The 17247-nt window shown below is 35.0% G+C and carries 17 protein-coding genes and 1 pseudogene; 5 read left to right on the top strand and 13 right to left on the bottom strand.

Annotated elements, in window-relative coordinates; genetic code table 11:
- Positions 1-662 precede the first annotated feature (662 nt).
- From C4B60_RS19820 to C4B60_RS19805, 3 genes are all read left to right on the top strand, one after another.
- On the top strand, positions 663-1154 hold the full coding sequence (locus C4B60_RS19820; RefSeq protein WP_104059693.1) for a DUF2975 domain-containing protein: 492 nt from the start codon (positions 663-665) through the stop codon (positions 1152-1154).
- Positions 1155-1164: 10 nt separating this feature from the next.
- Positions 1165-1380 (top strand): helix-turn-helix domain-containing protein, encoded by a 216-nt coding sequence (locus tag C4B60_RS19815; protein WP_104059692.1) that lies wholly within the window; start codon positions 1165-1167, stop codon positions 1378-1380.
- 1379 nt (positions 1381-2759) lie between these two features.
- A complete protein-coding gene (locus C4B60_RS19805) occupies positions 2760-3395 on the top strand; it encodes a DUF6088 family protein (protein WP_104059690.1) in 636 nt (211 codons plus the stop codon).
- 290 nt (positions 3396-3685) lie between these two features.
- Here C4B60_RS19805 and C4B60_RS19800 read toward each other — a convergent pair whose 3' ends face one another.
- Together C4B60_RS19800 and C4B60_RS19795 are read right to left on the bottom strand one after the other, a co-directional pair.
- Positions 3686-4105, bottom strand: a complete 420-nt coding sequence (locus C4B60_RS19800; protein ID WP_104059706.1) for a type II toxin-antitoxin system death-on-curing family toxin — start codon at positions 4103-4105, stop codon at positions 3686-3688.
- Positions 4106-4130: 25 nt separating this feature from the next.
- Entirely contained in the window at positions 4131-4412 is a 282-nt protein-coding gene (locus C4B60_RS19795; RefSeq protein WP_425331182.1) for an AbrB/MazE/SpoVT family DNA-binding domain-containing protein, read from the bottom strand.
- Between the two features lie 145 nt (positions 4413-4557).
- On the opposite strand from C4B60_RS19795, the pseudogene C4B60_RS21805 reads away from it, so the two are divergent.
- Positions 4558-4870 (top strand): annotated as a pseudogene (locus C4B60_RS21805) (recombinase family protein); the annotation flags it as partial.
- 227 nt (positions 4871-5097) lie between these two features.
- Here C4B60_RS21805 and C4B60_RS19785 read toward each other — a convergent pair.
- From C4B60_RS19785 to C4B60_RS21790, 9 genes are all read right to left on the bottom strand, one after another.
- On the bottom strand, positions 5098-5355 hold the full coding sequence (locus C4B60_RS19785) for a hypothetical protein (protein WP_104059689.1): 258 nt from the start codon (positions 5353-5355) through the stop codon (positions 5098-5100).
- A gap of 18 nt (positions 5356-5373) precedes the next feature.
- On the bottom strand, positions 5374-5952 hold the full coding sequence (locus C4B60_RS19780) for a lasso peptide biosynthesis protein (RefSeq protein WP_167578715.1): 579 nt from the start codon (positions 5950-5952) through the stop codon (positions 5374-5376).
- An 835-nt stretch (positions 5953-6787) separates the two neighbouring features.
- A complete protein-coding gene (locus C4B60_RS21930) occupies positions 6788-7969 on the bottom strand; it encodes a thermonuclease family protein (protein WP_280632288.1) in 1182 nt (393 codons plus the stop codon).
- Positions 7966-9045, bottom strand: coding sequence for a DUF4236 domain-containing protein (locus tag C4B60_RS19770; RefSeq protein WP_104059687.1), 1080 nt, complete (start codon positions 9043-9045; stop codon positions 7966-7968). The genes C4B60_RS21930 and C4B60_RS19770 overlap by 4 nt, the downstream gene beginning before the upstream one ends.
- An 18-nt stretch (positions 9046-9063) precedes the next feature.
- Positions 9064-9702: a potassium channel family protein gene (locus C4B60_RS19765; RefSeq protein ID WP_104059686.1), complete on the bottom strand. Its 639-nt coding sequence runs from the start codon at positions 9700-9702 to the stop codon at positions 9064-9066.
- Positions 9703-10067: 365 nt separating this feature from the next.
- Positions 10068-11192, bottom strand: a complete 1125-nt coding sequence (locus C4B60_RS19760) for a protein kinase family protein (RefSeq protein WP_104059685.1) — start codon at positions 11190-11192, stop codon at positions 10068-10070.
- 170 nt (positions 11193-11362) lie between these two features.
- Positions 11363-12454 carry a hypothetical protein gene (locus C4B60_RS19755; protein ID WP_104059684.1) on the bottom strand — a complete coding sequence of 364 codons (1092 nt, stop codon included), beginning with the start codon at positions 12452-12454 and terminating at the stop codon, positions 11363-11365.
- Entirely contained in the window at positions 12447-13724 is a 1278-nt protein-coding gene (locus C4B60_RS19750) for a hypothetical protein (RefSeq protein ID WP_104059683.1), read from the bottom strand. The genes C4B60_RS19755 and C4B60_RS19750 overlap by 8 nt, the downstream gene beginning before the upstream one ends.
- A 332-nt stretch (positions 13725-14056) precedes the next feature.
- Positions 14057-15043, bottom strand: a complete 987-nt coding sequence (locus C4B60_RS21790; RefSeq protein WP_245154059.1) for a CHAT domain-containing protein — start codon at positions 15041-15043, stop codon at positions 14057-14059.
- A gap of 277 nt (positions 15044-15320) precedes the next feature.
- On the opposite strand from C4B60_RS21790, the gene C4B60_RS19740 reads away from it, so the two are divergent.
- Positions 15321-15932 (top strand): recombinase family protein, encoded by a 612-nt coding sequence (locus C4B60_RS19740; protein ID WP_104059682.1) that lies wholly within the window; start codon positions 15321-15323, stop codon positions 15930-15932.
- A gap of 400 nt (positions 15933-16332) precedes the next feature.
- On the opposite strand, the gene C4B60_RS19735 is transcribed toward C4B60_RS19740, so the two are convergent.
- On the bottom strand, positions 16333-16716 hold the full coding sequence (locus C4B60_RS19735; protein WP_280632289.1) for a DJ-1/PfpI family protein: 384 nt from the start codon (positions 16714-16716) through the stop codon (positions 16333-16335).
- Positions 16717-16839: 123 nt separating this feature from the next.
- Entirely contained in the window at positions 16840-17247 is a 408-nt protein-coding gene (acpS, locus tag C4B60_RS19730; protein ID WP_104059680.1) for a holo-ACP synthase, read from the bottom strand.

Below are 17247 nucleotides of genomic sequence, written 5' to 3'. Positions count from 1 at the left end.
TGGGGGATGGGCCGAAGGCAAAGGGATCAGGAACCTACGGTCTGTAGGCGCAAGCCGTACAGCGCGTGGTTATCGAGTCCTTTAATGCCACAGCGACACTTACGGACTGACAAAAACTAGCCTTTGTTTTTTGCTCAAACCGTTAGTGCTGCCGTCTTAAGGTATGAAAGGGTGGCCTTTGGGGTTTATCTTACTTTCAGGGGTTTTATTAATGGAGCACAAGTATATGGCGAAATTCTTTCAGAAATTCTTATGCAACAAAAAAAAGACCATTCAAAAGCCTTAAATAGCTTAAAAATGATCTCTTTTTTCAATTAATACCAAACATTAAAACATATGTTAATAGTAACAACATGATTATTGTTAACATATATCCTATTCAAAGGATAAGTGTTAGTTAGTCGTATCGAGAAATGATCGTATCTTTCACATGCCCGGCCAGCTTTATTAGGATCCACCTTAGGCTAATAAGCAACAAGATTTTAATATCCTCAATTTTTCAAGAGCATTTCCTAATAATGAGATGCTCTTTTTGTTATGTTAAGAAATGAAAATAATATTGATTTAGAATAAAAGATAAATATAAAATAATAAATATTTATTGTAAAACGATAAATAACGTGGTAAATTTTTAAATACAATAAATTAGTGAGGTGTTATTTATGAAACGAGGATCAACATTCTTCTTGAGGACAGCTGTTATTCTTATGGGAATTCCTGTTCTAGCTTTGTGTGTTTTTGGGTTGCCGCAGGTAATAAAAGAAGCCATTGGGCATATACAACCGGGCGCAGAGCTTGCTTATATGATTTTAGGCGTACTAACCGTGATGTATGTATCGACCATTCCTTTTTACTTTGCGCTATATCAAGCTTTAGTGCTGCTGCGTTATATTGACAATAGTCAGGCGTTCACAGAGCTCTCCGTGATATCTCTCAAGAAGATCAAAATTTGTGCCCTCATCATCAGTGGGTTGTATGTAGTGGTCCTTCCATTCATTTTTATCATAGCGGAATGGGATGATGCACCAGGTCTCGTACTTATGGGATTGGTCATTGTGGGTGCTTCATTAGTCATTGCCGTCTTTGCTGCAGTTCTCGAAAGACTTTTACAAGAAGCAATTACCATAAAATCGGAAAATGATTTAACGGTCTGAGGTGAATAAAATGGCGATTATAATTCATATTGATGTGATGCTGGCTAAAAGGAAAATGAGTGTAACAGAACTCTCCGAGAAAGTTGGAATCACGATGGCTAATCTTTCAATATTAAAAAATGGGAAAGCGAAAGCGATCAGGCTATCAACTTTAGAGGCTATTTGTAAAGCATTGGAGTGTCAGCCTGGAGATCTTCTGGAATACAAAAGTGATGACAAAAGTTAATACAAGAGATTTCAAAACGGACGAAGGCTTCGATAGTATTAAGGGAGTACAGCTATGAGGGGTTCGGGTATCCTGCCGGCTGGAAACGTAGAGCCCTTGCTCAGTCTTACGTTCACGAAAGGAAAAAGGGCAACTATTTTTCAGAAGCAGCTTTCCGACTGGAATTGGGTTTTTGGGTTTTAGGGTTTTAAATTTGAAACTGGGCTTCACAGCTCGTACAGGATGAGCCGGTGGCAGAGGGATAAGACCATTAGTGTTGCCACCTGGCTAAGGATTAAATGTTTGAGGGTATTGTGAATGAATTAGTTTTCTCTAGGTTGATCTATTTCTCCAACAGACGCTGAATCCCTTTCTTCAGGATACTTAAATCACTTGGAATTTTGAAAAAGGTAACGGGATCATTTTAGGGAAACATGAAGTCTAGGTACAAGGAAACGCCCATCAGATTTAATAATTGAACAGTTAGAGAAATAAACTTCCCAATATAGCTGTATTCGACACTTGACATACCTATCCAATAGATTCCATTAGCAATGGGCGATTGGATGTATTAGTAAAAAAGGTATCATGGAAGTGTTATAAAATTAAACATACAAGCAACAAAGACCTGTAAGAACTAATAACGATAGAATTCCTGGTCTCCAGAGGGATACAGCCCTTTTGATAATTTCACTATTTTTCCGTCGTTTATGATACTTTTTCCTTTACTTTTTAATAAATTTTTATCGTGCTTGTAGACTCGATGCTGCAGTGATTTGATTAGCAAAAAACATATGTTAACAACAACAATAACAACGTTGTTATTGTTAACATTAAAATTAATGTTAATCACCTCAACTAAAGATCCCAAGTCCAATATTAGGAATAAAAATATGTAACGAATAAAGCCCCTCTTCAATACTAAAAGGGGGCTACGCATAATTAAAACAGGTTTAAAAGAAGATACAAAGGTGTGATCGTCTTCACTAGTTAACAATCCATTAATTAAAACTCAAGAGAGAAATAATCAATGGACCTCTCTTTCCCTTTTCACTCTAAGTAAGCCACCCTGCTGCATTGAGAATGAATGATCTCCTCTATTTCTTCGATTTTCTTCTATCGACCTAATTTAAGAGTGCACTTTTTATTGGTGTACTTTTCATGAGGAACGCTTGACCCTCACAACTACTGTAATTAGACTATGTACTATTTTCATAGAATTTTTCCTGATTTGTTTAATTTATCGTTTAGCTAATCTCGTAACTATGTCCAGAAACTCTAAGCCAGAAAAAATGTATAAATAAAGTGTATCCTGGACATACTATACTTAACAGCAAGTGTAACGTTTTTATATATATTATATATAAATATGGTATACTGTAATCAGGAGGTGAAGCAAAATGGATTTATTGAGTTATTTACTTGATAACTACGGGTATAATGAACCCATTTTCCCTGAAGATCTCCGCAATAAAATGATGGGGAAAGATACAACCCTACGGCAAAATCTAAAACGACTGACAGATCGTGAACAGATTATCCGTTTTGATAAAGGGATCTACTTTATCCCAAGACCTGACTCTTTACTTAAAAAGAAATCATTAAGTGTTAATAAAATTATTAAGAAAAAATACTTGTATAAGGAAGATCAACTGATTGGGTATCGAACAGGACTCGCTTTTGCGAATGATTTACAGTTAACGACTCAAACACCTGGCATGATTGAAATCATCACCAATAAAGAAACGAATATCAAAAGAGTGGTTAATTTAAAAAACAGACGGGTCATCTTGAGGAAACCGCGCATTACCGTAACGGAAAATAATTATAAGCTTCTTCAAGTCCTGGACTTACTCACGAATTACGATAAGTACAGTGAAAAACCACTGGAATCCGCCAAACAACGAATCATCGATTATCTGGCCCCAGGGGACATGGATCAACAGGAAATCCAAGCCTGTATCCAAAGCTATCCGCAAAAAACCAAATTAGCGTTATATGAAAGTGGGTTATGGGATGAACTTACACGAAGATAAAGAAGCATTGATTCGTTTTTTTGTCCACACGTATCCCCTCTAAATGAACTTGAGATGAACATGGCAGCTACTGCAGGAAACAAATAACACATCTGCTTATATGGAACTACCCTTGACCTTCTAGTCAGCTGTTAGGCTACACCTAAAAACGAGTTTCTTCCGGCTAAAAGATTTCTATTTTTAAGATAAAAAACGGGTCGTCTGGAACTTAGTGAGTTCCAAACGACCCGTTTGATTAAATAATACTTTCTTTATAAACGATTTCCTATTAGCGAAAGAAATCTCTAAAATTATAATGGATCCTTTAAAGGATGAATGAATGCTTCCAGTTCTTCTTTTAGAAAATGGATACAGTCATTATCTTTAAATCGGTCATCATTCGCTACATACACGGTAAAATCTTCTGCTTGTTGTTCGCTCCAGATGAGCTCTAACCCGTTAATATTTAAAAACGTTTCCAGTACCGTAAGAGCGGTCCGCTTATTTCCGTTTTGAAAAATATGGCCGCCTCTAGCGATTGAATGATAATAGCAACAAGCCTTTTCAATCACAGTCGGAAAGGTTTCGACTCCATATAAGGTGGTCTTTGGTCTTGCGACCATTCCTTCAAAACGGTCCTGATTTTTAATCCCTGCCTGGTCGCTATCCTCATAAAAATCCATCATGGTGTAGTGGATAAAGAGAATTTCCTCTGCAGATAAATAATTCACCGACAATGCATTTCACTCCCCATGACTAGCGATCTCGTAGATTTCGTAATGCATTATCGTATTTGGTAATGGTTCGATTCATGGCTTTTAAGACGTCTGGCCGAATGCCTTTTGGAATGGAACGATTTGCTTTTCTCATGACAATTTCGCCTCTTTCCTCATCATAAAAAATCTCCATCTCATCGCCTTTATTCATCTGCATCTCAACCACAATTTCTTTTGGAATCACCGTTGATAAACTATTGCCGACCTGACTTAAGCGTCGTGTATGGCGTTTTTCTCTACCCATCATCGCATTCACGCTCATTTCTCCTTATTCTCCTTTCAGTTTGTACAGAAATGATCCATTCCAAACTCTGTACATATATATTATTATTATTATTAGTACAATTATAATATTCATTCTTATTCTTAGCAAGAGATCCAGACAGAAACCATAGCTTTCATTACAACTGGATACAACTCAATAAAAAGATAGTTTAGGAACGTTTATCGCCGATCTTGTATTACAAATTCTTTCCTGGATGGCTGAAGAAGAAAGAGAACGTATTCGAAAACGTCAGCCGAGAAGGAATTGATGTGGCCTTAAAGAACGGAACTACATTTGGGAGACCGAAAGCAGTGCTTACAGAAGAATTTAAATTGTTCTATGATCGTTGGAAGTCTGGAGAGTTGACTGCAGTCAAAGCAATGGAGGAATTGAACATTAAGAAGACTACTTTTTATAAGTTGGTTAGGGAGTACGAAAGAGAGTTACTCAAATAGGTATATATAATAGAAGAAACTCGACAAAGGATGAAAGTTCAAATTTATTTATAAATTATAATCAAAATATGGAACTACACTATTTCTCGTACAAGTATTACGAATTAGAAGTTTACAAATGAGCGTTTTTCTACCTCAACAAGAAACTGTATAGATCCTTGAATTTGAGTTTCATCAAAATAATCAAAAAAACCTTCATTCCCACAAGTATGAAGGTCTCTTCTGTATTATAAATCTCTCCCGTAGGCTGCATTGACCAGTGTTATTAATTCCTGATAGTCTTCCTCAGCCTGTTCATACATATTATGTTTAACATAGTTTTGAATGTCTATTGATTTTAATAAAGCAATAGCAGCTTTCGCCTTTAAATCATCATTCCAGAAAGGAATAGCAGACATCCCTTCAAATTCTACTTTAAAATTTGTTTTTCCTGTTTTAAAATCTGTTTTAGAAATATCATCTTTTATTTTTTTAGAATTTGTCATTGTTAGAATCCTCCCTTTTTATTTCAATTTTAATTTGCGCTCAGTATCCCTGTAAGTTTGTTTAAGTTCTTTTAAATCTAGTTTAAGTCGAAGCTCTTTACCAATCACTTTGACAATCTTCCATGCTCCTTCTTTAAAATGCGGGTATGCATCCATATATTTTACAAAAGGAGTATTTAAAACTTTTTTTGCATCTCGATCAAATCCACTAGGAGAAGGGGATCCATAAACCCTATTATGCGGATGGCCCGTAGATAGATTGTATCCTCCGTAAACTGGGGCATTTCTAGACTCGTCTAAGGTATGTTGTATTGCAATATCAAAAACTTTTCCTCCAATTTCAATCCATGAATGGTCAAAGTATTTATCGCCTGTCTTAACTTCTCCAATACATAAATCATTGTCTATCCCTTGTTCATTTAAAAGAACATAAAAAACACTAGAGATTAGGTGACAAGCTCCGGGATTAGGATATTTTTTATAATAATCGGTGATAGCGAAATAAGCACTGAAAATTTTATCTTTTTGTTCATGCTCAAATGGAGTCTCACTAGCAACTATTCGGAGTGATTTCCTTTGTATTACTTCTTTTTTCACATGATTTCTCCCCTTTGCAACTCTCACTTACCGCCAAAAAACGCGGTGATTGTATATAAGTATATTATACTATTTTTTTTGATAAAAAAGGTAAGACAAAAAGAGATTTATCCCTTTTTGCAAAGATTACGAAAGACGAGCATAGGCAGGCGGTCAAGGGATAAGCATAAAAAAGGTTTTGCTTCCTCCAGAAGGATAGAAAAAGCAAAAAGTTTTTTGCCCCTTTACTGTCTGCCTAGGGCTCTTAGTTTCCTGCCGGAAAGGTTCGGGTGTCCTACCGGCTGGAAAAGTAGAGCCCTTGCTCTGTCTTACGATTCGGAAGACAAAAGGGCAACTATTCTTCAATAGCAGCCGTCAGGCTGGTTTCCGATTGGGTTTGATGGGATTTAATCTTGAATTGACGGTTTTCGGCTGGTGGGGGATGGGCCGAAGGCAAAGGGATCAGGAACCAACGGACTGTAGGCATAAGCCGTACAGCCCTTGGTTATCGAGCCCTTTAATACCACAGCGACGCTTACGGACTGACAAAAAGCGCTTTTTGCTTTTAGATCAGACCGTTAGTGCTGCCGTCTTAAGGAATGGAGGGTTTGGTCTTTGGAGTTTATCTTTACTTACAGTCGATTAATTAATGGGGCACAAGTTTATAGAGAAATTCTTTTCAAGTAATTTTTATGTAAAAAAAAGAGACAATTCAGAAGCCTTAAATAGCTTAAGAATTATCTCTTTTTTAAATTAATATTTAACATTAAAACATATGTTAATAATAACAACATAATTATTGTTAACATACGTAGTATCCAAAGGACGTATTAATCGTTTACGTCGAGAAATGATATTATCTTTCACACGCCCAGCCATCTTTATCACGATCCATTTTAGGCTGATAAGCTGGGTGATCAGATGCAACTCCGTTTGGATAAACCGTTCTTAATTCTGTGCAATTTTGAAAATACTCTTGTTCTTGAGCTGGAGGTGGAGAAGATTCAGCTGGTGCCTCCTCTTCGACTGGTTCTTCTACAACTACCACATCACTATTGAAACCTTCTGAAGTCGCATAATTTTCTACTGACCATATTCCTCGACCTGCTGCTTTCGCTTCTGCTTCGGCAGCTTTATAAGCGTCTAAGTGTCGAGTATTGGGAGGATAAACATACGCTACACGGCCTAAACCTTCCCTTATTAATGTTTCTTGAACAGAAACTCCATCGACGTAAACGTAGGTAAGTAGCCTATCATATTTATCTGTACGCTCACCTACATCAAATTCAATGGAAAGTTGGCCTGAATTAATTAACTGTTTATTTCGATCTGACGCTTCAGGTCCAAAAGGCTGCACACCCATTTGCGGATGCTTTGTTTCAGGGGTGTCAATTAACAGGTATCTAACTGTAAGTTCCTGTCCCTCATAATTGACCACTGCGGTGTCCCCGTCGACTGTTCGAACAAGGGTGACTGGAATTAAGTCGGTCGTACCTGCAGTTTTTAGAGCTTCTTTTTCCTCTTCTTCCTTTTTAGCTGCTTCAGCCTCTTCTTTGGCTTTTTGTTCTGCAGCTTTTCGCTCTTCTTCTTTCTTGGCTTTTTCTTCAGCAGCCTTTTGCTCTTCCTCTTTCTTGGCTTTTTCTTCAGCAGCTTTTTGTTCTTCCTCTTTCTTTGCAGCTACTGCTTTCGCTTCTTCCTCTTTTTTCTTTTCTTCTTCTAAGCGTTCAGCTTCCTGTTTAGCCTCTTCTTCTTGTTCATCCACAGCATTTGCTACTTCAGCTGAGGCTTCAGTGGTTTCAAGGTCAGTGCTGGCTATGTCCTCGACCGGTTCAGTAACCGTCATGATACATCCGGTTAAAGCCATGACAAGCCCAAAGGATAGGATGGCTGCCGGTTTCTTTGATTTTGCTTGTAGCTTTTTATTGACGTTCCACTCATATGCCGCCCAAATTGCAATTCCTACACCAATAATGAAGAGTGGATATTGAAACAAAAGAATGAGCAACACGATTGCACCAATAATTAACACCCATGTCATGGCAAATGAACCTCCTGTACTAATTTGAAGCCTTTTGTTTTTAAGAATTTCATGTTGTGTTCAAATCTTTCTACTGTATCAGAACAGTCAATACGTTCCCATTCAATGTTTTCTACTTCTCCTCTTTGTACTTTCATGGAGAGAAGACAACCATATTCAGCCGGCTCTGTAGCCTGGCTATAACCATACGTATGAACGATCACCGTTTCTACAGGAAGGAGGGCAAAGAATTCTCGGGCAATTCTTAGCATTCCACTAGCAACAAAATCCTGATAGAGTTGCAGGTATTTACCCTTAGCCATTTTCTTTTCTGATAATTTCCCAGTTTTCGTTAAGCTCAATACATGTTGAGGAACGGTCTCTTCAGATTCAATCTCTAAATTTGCCACTATGATTCCTGGTTTTATGACTTGATACGTCACTTTGCCATGTAATTTCTCAATATCCTCAAACGGCTGATGAACGTTTATAATATGAGACCATTCATTCGGATCATTTGCTAAAACTCTTTTAGCTTGTCCAATCACTTGATGATGATTGTCTAGGCTCTTTTGATCTTCAGCTGCAGCTCCAAGTAAAAGAGCTTGAAGAGCTTCTTTTCTTTGTTCAATTCTGTTAAACAAGCGATCTCGTACGGTTGGTTTGTATTGTTTAATGGTTTCAAGGGCTTTTGTATAAGAAGGTCCAGATTCTTTTTCAGAAAACGGAAGAGGAGAAAGAGCTCGTTTTTCCCAGTCAATTGGCTCGGTAGAATCAATATGCATAGAGGTAAGCATGTTCACGTGGGCCTGATATTCCTCAACTTGAAGCCTTGCATGGTCGGCGACAGCTGCTTTTTCTTTTTGTGCTTGAATACGATCATACTCTGCTCGCTGTGGTCTTGTGGTTTTCTTCCCCATAATCCTATGAGAACTGGATAGACCAGTCCCCGGAATACCAACGTTAAGGTTTGTGCCTCTTGCACTTGTACTTACGCTGGCACCTTTTACTCCTGTAGAGAAGCCCACACCTTTCTTTCCAATGTTCATACGCACGCCAGGCGCTAATTTTACACTCTTTCTAAAACGTATGGCCAATAGTATTCCCCCTAAATTTTAATGAGTTAGTACTCTTTCCCATGACTTGTTTTGAGTAAGTTTATTTTCATTTCTTAGTGAACTAACGAGAAATAATAGCCTTTCGAAGTCGTGGTCTGATAAGTTTTGATAATTATCTAGTTGTCCTTTCACATAATCCACCGTTGGATTAGGATTAGGGGGCTGTATCTCCTTAGAATCGTTCGTTTTTATAAAGTAGGTAGCAATCGAACTCGTCACCATACCGATCAGACCAATACCAAAAATCATTAATAAAACCGCTATAACTCTTCCGGTTGTAGTAATAGGCGATATATCACCATAACCCACCGTCGTTGCAGTCACTACAGCCCACCATATGCCATCTGTAAAGGTTTGAATGCCAGGTTCGAGAACTGTAATTGGGATAGCTGAAAAAATGATCAAGATAACCATCATCGTAATAACCTTATTTAACCCATTCGTTTGTAAAATATGAAATACAGGTGTCTTTTTGAAGAGGACCGTTAGGCGAAGCACTTTTAAAAATCGAGCAAATTGAAAAACGGAGTCCAGAGGAATGATGGCAATAAAATCAAATGGATTATTTTTTATATATTTTTTCTTATTCTTTAAAAAGAGGAGTCGTAGAAGAACATCAAAAAAAGGACCCCCCATACGAGTTGGTCGAATACTTTATAGTCAATGTTGACAACTACAAGAATAGTAGAGGTAACAATAAGGGCAAGCAGAAAAATTTCATAATAAATTCTTACTTTAGAAAACATACATCACCAACTAATTCCCAGATTATTTTCTTTATGAACTAGTTATATTATAACAATTTAAAGTAATACTTTACCATCTATTTTTGTTTATTCCATTAAATCTTCCTTTGTAATCGCCTTTATTAACCGCTGCATTTTTATTTTCTAAAAGTAAATAAAGTATGACAAAAAGCGATACTTCAATAAGCTGAAATTAGCTAATGAAATATCGCTTTCAAAACAATAATTAAATAGGTATCCATGATATTTTATAAATTAGAAAGGTAAATCGTCTTCTTTAATCTCTACTTTTATATTAGATAATCTAGCATCTATGTTATCTAACACAATTTTTCTCTTATATGAATTTAAGCTGTCCATCAGACGGTAAAAATTTACAATTACTGTTACTTCAATATCCATTTTGTTACTGTATCTGTATCCGTTATTAACAAAACAACTTATTAATTGTGCATTGTCTTGAATAATCCTCTCTAACGAACTTATTCTTATTAAATTGGCAAGATTACCTAATACTTCGTTATCGTCACGGATTGGAAAATAGTTTTCCTGAAAAAACAAAATAGACCAAGAAAGTGCGTTCGCGAAGTTTACATATATTTCTTTTTGTTCTTCTGTAAAGTCAATCTCCCCAAGAACACCTTGAGAAATCTCAATAGATATATCTTCGAATGAATCATATCTATTGTTAGGATCCAGTTGAATCATTTTTTCAATAATGTGTTCAAATTTGAAATCAGTTATACTCCGGTCAATTACATTGTCAAGCAATTTACCAACAAAGTAAATTTCAGTTTTATGATTATATATACTTTCATCTGCTGTTTCATTTGGCAATTGAGTTACGGGCCAATTTAAAAGAACACTCTTAGCATCTTGAGATAACCCTTCCAACTTTTTACCAAACCCAAAATCAATAACCTTAACATTCTCATCTTTATCTATCATAATATTTGCAGGCCGAATATCCCTATGTAGGACTTGATTTAATTCTAAATACTCAAAAGCAGCTATTGTTTCAATGAAAATTTCTGACCATGTTTTGCCGCCAAATGGGTCTGGTGCAAATTCATCAATTGATTGTCCTTCTATAAATTCCATTTGAAGATAGCCTGACTTCTTTTGAGGATACAGATAATAATTATAAACTCGAACTACATTAGGGTGAGATAGACTGAATAATATTTTTATCTCATCAACAAAGCGTTCATAATATTCATCTATATAATTCGAATCCTTAGGAACATATTTTTTAAATGCAAAAAGCATTTCGGTTGTTTCATCTTTTAAAAGAAATGTATCCCCAGTACCGCCACTTCCCAAAGACTTAACAAGTATAAATTGTTTTCTAATTGCTTCAAACTCAACAAGGTTTGCCATTAACGATTCTCCTAATAAATATATTTAAATTTATATTTTAGTAATGTTAAATGAGAATGGTTGTTTCATTCTGAATATACAGTAAATCGCTCAGATATTTGTAATGTGATAGGCAAATCAGAAGTGTGTTATTGGTTTTTCGGCCAGCAAAATTCGTTTGTAATCTTTATTTAAACAGATTGAAGTTTCATTAATTTTTCACCTATAATTAAATCAAAATCCTTTGGTAACAATGCCGCCTTACACACGTATGAAGCAATCATTATGGCGAATTTACCAGATTGACTATATTTATTGGCTAATTGTCTAGACAATTCATAAGTACTTTTATCTGTAGCCATTGTTTCAAAGGCTAATTCTCTGAGTAACAAAGGGACTCTTGAAGTTGAATAAGGTTCTTCTAAGAATTGCCTAATTAATTGGACAAATACCTCCCATTCTGGAAGTTCAATTTCATCATCATTCCCTTTATTGCTAGCTATTTGGTATAGCTTATTCCAATATAAATATTGATCCATCCCTCCCCATAGCCATATTTTTAATTCTCTCGATAAGTTCTCCTTAGTTTCCGGAAGAAGGTATTGATTAAAAATATCCAAAGTAACCCTATTTAAAGCTATTGAAAATAGAGAAATCAAATCAATGAGAAGGGCTACATGCTCAGAATTATCTGGATTAAGTTCTCTTCGAATCTCCCTAATCTTGTACAGTGTCTTTCTAAGTTTTAATTTGTCATCTGAAATATTCCAAAACTCATTTTTCACAAATTTTATTGCTTTTTCTAGATTTGGGTACCTCTTATGTAAATCAAAATATTTATCCCAAATATCACCATCACATAAGGCACTGTTTACTAATTTATAATTTGGAGATGTTTTATTTGAAAGAATTTCAAAATCCTTTTCGGACAGTAAATTCACATTCATATTAGAAGATAATTGTTTATGGTCTCTTTCAATTTCTTTAGTGAGAAGAACTATCCCTTTTTCGGCATTTAGTAATCCCATAAGTCCACTTAGCCAAAGAGACCTAGTAATAGGAGATTGATTTTTAAGTGTTTTACAATCTCCTATTAAAAAACTAAGTTCTCCAAAGTTAGATGGTATTAATGCCACTGTATCGAGATCAGTTACTACCTTCCTTTTGAAAGATACACCCTCTTCAAAATAAATTTCTGCTTCCATATGAGGGAACCATTCATTTGCTACATAGTACTTTAACAATTTCAGTTTCAAACCCTTGTCTTTAATAATTTTAAACACCACCTAAAAATATATTATCTACTTCTTCCTGATGTTCTTCAGAAAGTGCTACATTCGTACTTTCTTTTAATTTAACTGCACTTATTAATGATTCAACATATGTCTGACCTTGATTTATTGCCAGCCTCATTTGATCATCAACTTCTAGTCCTTGGCCTTCACCCACAGATACTAGCTCTAAAGCCAAATTTATAGCTTCAATATTTTCTTCTGTATCAATTAATTTAAATTTGTGCCATCCAGATGGGGTAGTTACAAGTTTTCCTACTCTTAATACAGTTAATTGTCTATATTGTTCAAGCGCTTCAGTACTTGCACCAATTTCATAATCATTTTTTAATTTCCTGAGTATAGCAGGAGGGTTTCTAATAGCAAATTTCTTTGGTAGGTATTGTCCTTGTCTTACTGCTGACACAAGTGCCATTGCTCTTTCGTAGACTTCTCTTTTTGTTGGACTTAAACGAGCATTCCCCGGCTTAGGAGTAAACAGGAAATAATTCTGACCTGCATGAGAAGTTTTTATCGATGGTGGCTTTATAATACTATCGTGAGCCAAACTCTTTAAAAGATTTATTTCAGCTTCAGTAAGTTTAACTCCTTGTATTTCTTTCTGCTGTTCAACAATATGTAAAGGAATTCCCTGGGCCTGTTTAATTAATTTTAATATCTTTTGGACACTCTTCGCACCGGATTTTGCAACAAGATCAGAGAATAAATCGGCATTTTCCGAAAAATATACGGGGCTTAATAATATATCCTTTCCTCTACTTCTCTTATTAATGATATAGTTTCCTTGTTCACCAATATATAAATTACGTTGCACTAACTTTCTCTCAGCGCCAAGTTCATAAATTGTAGAAGAGCTCACTGGAGAGGTTGTTAGCTTCTCAAGTATAGTTACTGCGAGTTGTTCTGTTTCATTAATTTTTTTTGTTTCAGCAAATTCGCCCACGCCCTCATATATATCATCATAAAAAGGGACAGTAGGTAAAACGCCTTTAATTTCTTTTCCTTCTGAAGATATCTTTACAAACTCAATCTCTCCTAGATTCTCCACTATACTCTTACACATATGAGGAGTAATATCTAAAAAATGGTATGCCGCCATTTTTAGAGTCTCGTAAGGGATCATTGGAAGCCCCCGTATATTTAATGCCAGTTTAATCATATTTCCTATCTCTGTTATTATTTCAAACTCAGGAACTTGTTTGTTGCCTAAACCAATTGTTATATCATGACTTCTGAGTGCTAATTTTTCACGTTTATTCATAATTTTTAATCACCTCTAGGAATAAATTATTTTTATGTGTCTAAGGATCTACTACATAGTTAATTATACTCTTTATGTGTATTGAATACATAAAAATAATTACATTATATTCCTCTTAATGATTATTACCATCTAGCTTAATAGTAATCGAAATTAGTTTATCAAAAACGATGGTTTCTGATTTTAAATCGAAGAAGGTGAAAACCTTCTTCTTTTTAATTAATTTTTCTATCAAAACTTATTTCAAAAACTATATATCTTAAACGTACATTACTAACACATAAGACAAAAACAACATCAACATATATGTTAATGTTGTTCTAATAATGATGTTAAGGTTTTACCAAAATATACTCATTAGCATTTAATCCTTTTTTTGAATAAATTTCGGGTATTTCATGACCTTCAATTCCTTCCAAGCTTAGAGCAAGTTTACCCTGTTCAAAAGATTTTTGGACAGAATACCCAAATCCAAGAGCAGAATAGAATTGTGCTGCAAATGCTTCAGCTGCTTTATCGAGGATCGCCTCATTCATTCCAATAGCAAAATCTACATGCTCTGTCACCATTTCAGCCTGTCCATTAGAAAAGCAATTATTAAAAACCACTAATTTAATTGAGGCAGACATAGTTTTCATCAATAGAGCTACCTTTTCTTTAGATAAGAAACTCAGCCCACCCTCAGTTGTCTCTAAAATGATGTCATGATCCGGTGACCCATGCCCACTAAAATGTATAATATGAGGCTTTACTTCATTAATTGCTTGAAGAAGATCACTAGACCTTACAGCCCAACGAGAATGTAAAGTAATTGAGTCACGGTATTGAGAAGCACGAATTTTCTCTTGAATCGAACGTATTTCTACATCTAATCTTAGCTGCCCTTCACCGACAGGGTTTGAAGCTAAGAAAAGAACATTAATCTGTTCGGGTACATCCTGAAAATTGACATTTATAGTGTTATTCAAACTTTGTCCTATTCTTTCTTGTTTAGAGAGCTCAGAGGTAATAGCCTTAACGTGTTTTAGTTCTTCACGGTTCACCTTTTTCTTCTCTCTTTTTTCAAGAGTCTGCAAATTCCCTAAAGTGACATTATAAGCTTTCATTGCTTTAGCTTTATCATCTCTCAAGTCACCAATCTTTTTTTGGGCTTTTAAAACAGCTTTCTGTTTAATCCTTATAGTACTTTGATTCTTGGTCCTACTGATGGCTTTCATAGCATCACTTATATTTTTCTGTTCTTTACTTATTCCTTTATCAAAATCAGCCAAAACTTTTTCTAAATTTTGAATCTTTTTTCTGTACATTGAAATACTCATTTCCTCTCCCCCCTAAAAGAACACTTGTTCCTTTAATTTTAACATGTATATCAAAATCCTCAAATATATTTTGAATATTATTACATTTGAACTTTTCAATTAAAATTAACGTTCATAAAAGTGTACTTTTACGAACTATTTAATTTTATACTAATTAATCTTTTTTTCAGTTCGCAAAAACACTAAATCATTTTACGAACGTTCAACTTTTTGTTAATACTTTTACGAACTATTTTGGTAGAATAAAAGAAAGAACAATAAAACGAGGAGTAAATAAATGGATAATAAAAAATTTGGATATATTAGAGTCAGCAGCAAAGATCAAAATGAAGGCCGTCAACTTGAAGCGATGAAAAAAATGGGAATTCATGAACGAGATATCTTCATGGATAAACAAAGTGGTAAAAATTTTGAACGCGTTCATTATCAGTTGCTAAAAAGAATTATCCGAAAAGGGGATATTCTTTATATCCATTCACTTGATCGATTTGGGCGAAATAAAGAAGAAATCCTCCAGGAGTGGAACGATCTGACGAAAAATATTCAAGCTGATATCGTCGTAATGGATATGCCTTTACTAGATACAACTCAATACAAAGATAGTTTAGGAACATTTATCGCGGATCTTGTATTACAGATTCTTTCCTGGATGGCCGAAGAGGAAAGAGAACGCATTCGAAAGAGGCAGCGTGAAGGAATTGATATGGCATTAAAGAACGGGGTTGCCTTTGGAAGACCAAAAGCCATAATCACAGAAGAGTTTAAGCATATATATGATCGTTGGAAGACTGGAGAATTGACTGCAGTCAAAGCGATGGATGAATTAAACCTGAAGAAAACTACTTTTTATAAGTTGGTTAGGAAATATGAGAAAGAAGGATTAAAATAAGTTTATTTATAATAGAAGAAACTCGGTAAAAAACCCACTTATTATAGATAAATAAGATAAAAAATAAATGTTTTTAAGAACAGTTATAATTTGTATTATCTCTGTTCAAGAAATTTTCCCGTGAGGCTCCTAGATTATCAAACAAGAGTAAGAAAAGATTTATAAAATACAAAAGAGCAGCACCTTGACGTGTTGCTCTTTTGTATATTCCTTCACAACCAAAAAGGATCAACAGCGCTTTGAAAAATATCTAACTAGTTAGATATTTTTATGCAACCCTTGAGGATTAGCGGTCGAAAACCGATTAAAGTTCTCGGACTGTTGATTAGGAAAGGAAATTATAGTATTGTATAATTCCTTTAAGTGGGATGATACTCAAGATGTTCCTGAACTTCATCTCTTAAACCTTTTCCGAAAAATTTCTCCGCAAAATATAGCCTAAGTCAATTGAAAAAGTAACTCCCCCAACAGTCACGACATTACCATCTTCAACTATCTTTTCATTTGAAACCACTTTACAATATGGTGTAAGGCTACTGAGGTGCTTATAGTGAGTGGTTGCTTTCTTATCAATTAAGAATCCTGCTTCTCCCAACAATAATGATCCAGTACAAGCAGAAAATTTGTAGGTGACCTCCTTTCCGGTACGAAGCCAATTAATAAAGGTTTCATCCTGCTTAAGAGAGCAAACCACTGTGCTACCAGGTACATATAATAAATCGAATTTATCCAACCTATCGATTGTCTTGTCTATTCTGATAGTTATGTTAGAAGTCTTACAGATTTTTTCACGACTGCATATTTCATAATGATCAAGAATCCTTTTTCTTTAATTCGAAGAAGAATGTCATGAAATCCTATAAAGTTTAAACAGTAATACCAGAAAAAGCAATTATTCCAATTTTCATTAAGCAGCTCCCTTCGGGTTTTGCGTTTCTAAATTTAATATAACAACTGCTAATGCTGTTTCCTTAGTATGTGATATACTCAAGTCCAAATTTTTGATTAAAATATTTTTTTGTTTTAATGACATTAGAGTAGATTTATCTAAACTAATATAAGGTTTTCCGCTTACTGTAGATAAGACTTCTATATTTTTAAGAGGAATACCACTCATAATTCCAATCTCTATAGCTTTTAGAAATGCCTCCTTTGCCGAAAATCTACCGGCTAGTAGCTCTAACTTCCTTTGGGGATTACCTTGACTATAAATATTTTTGAGTTCTTGGTTAGAGTAAACCTTTTCTAAAAACAATCTATTGTTTAAAAGAGATTCAAACCTTTTAATATTAACAATATCTGTACCGATCTTCAT

The organism is Jeotgalibacillus proteolyticus, assembly GCF_002926065.1.
GTDB lineage: Bacteria > Bacillota > Bacilli > Bacillales > Jeotgalibacillaceae > Jeotgalibacillus > Jeotgalibacillus proteolyticus.
Note: the sequence above shows the minus strand (reverse complement) of the source record. Positions and strands in the feature narration are given on the sequence as shown.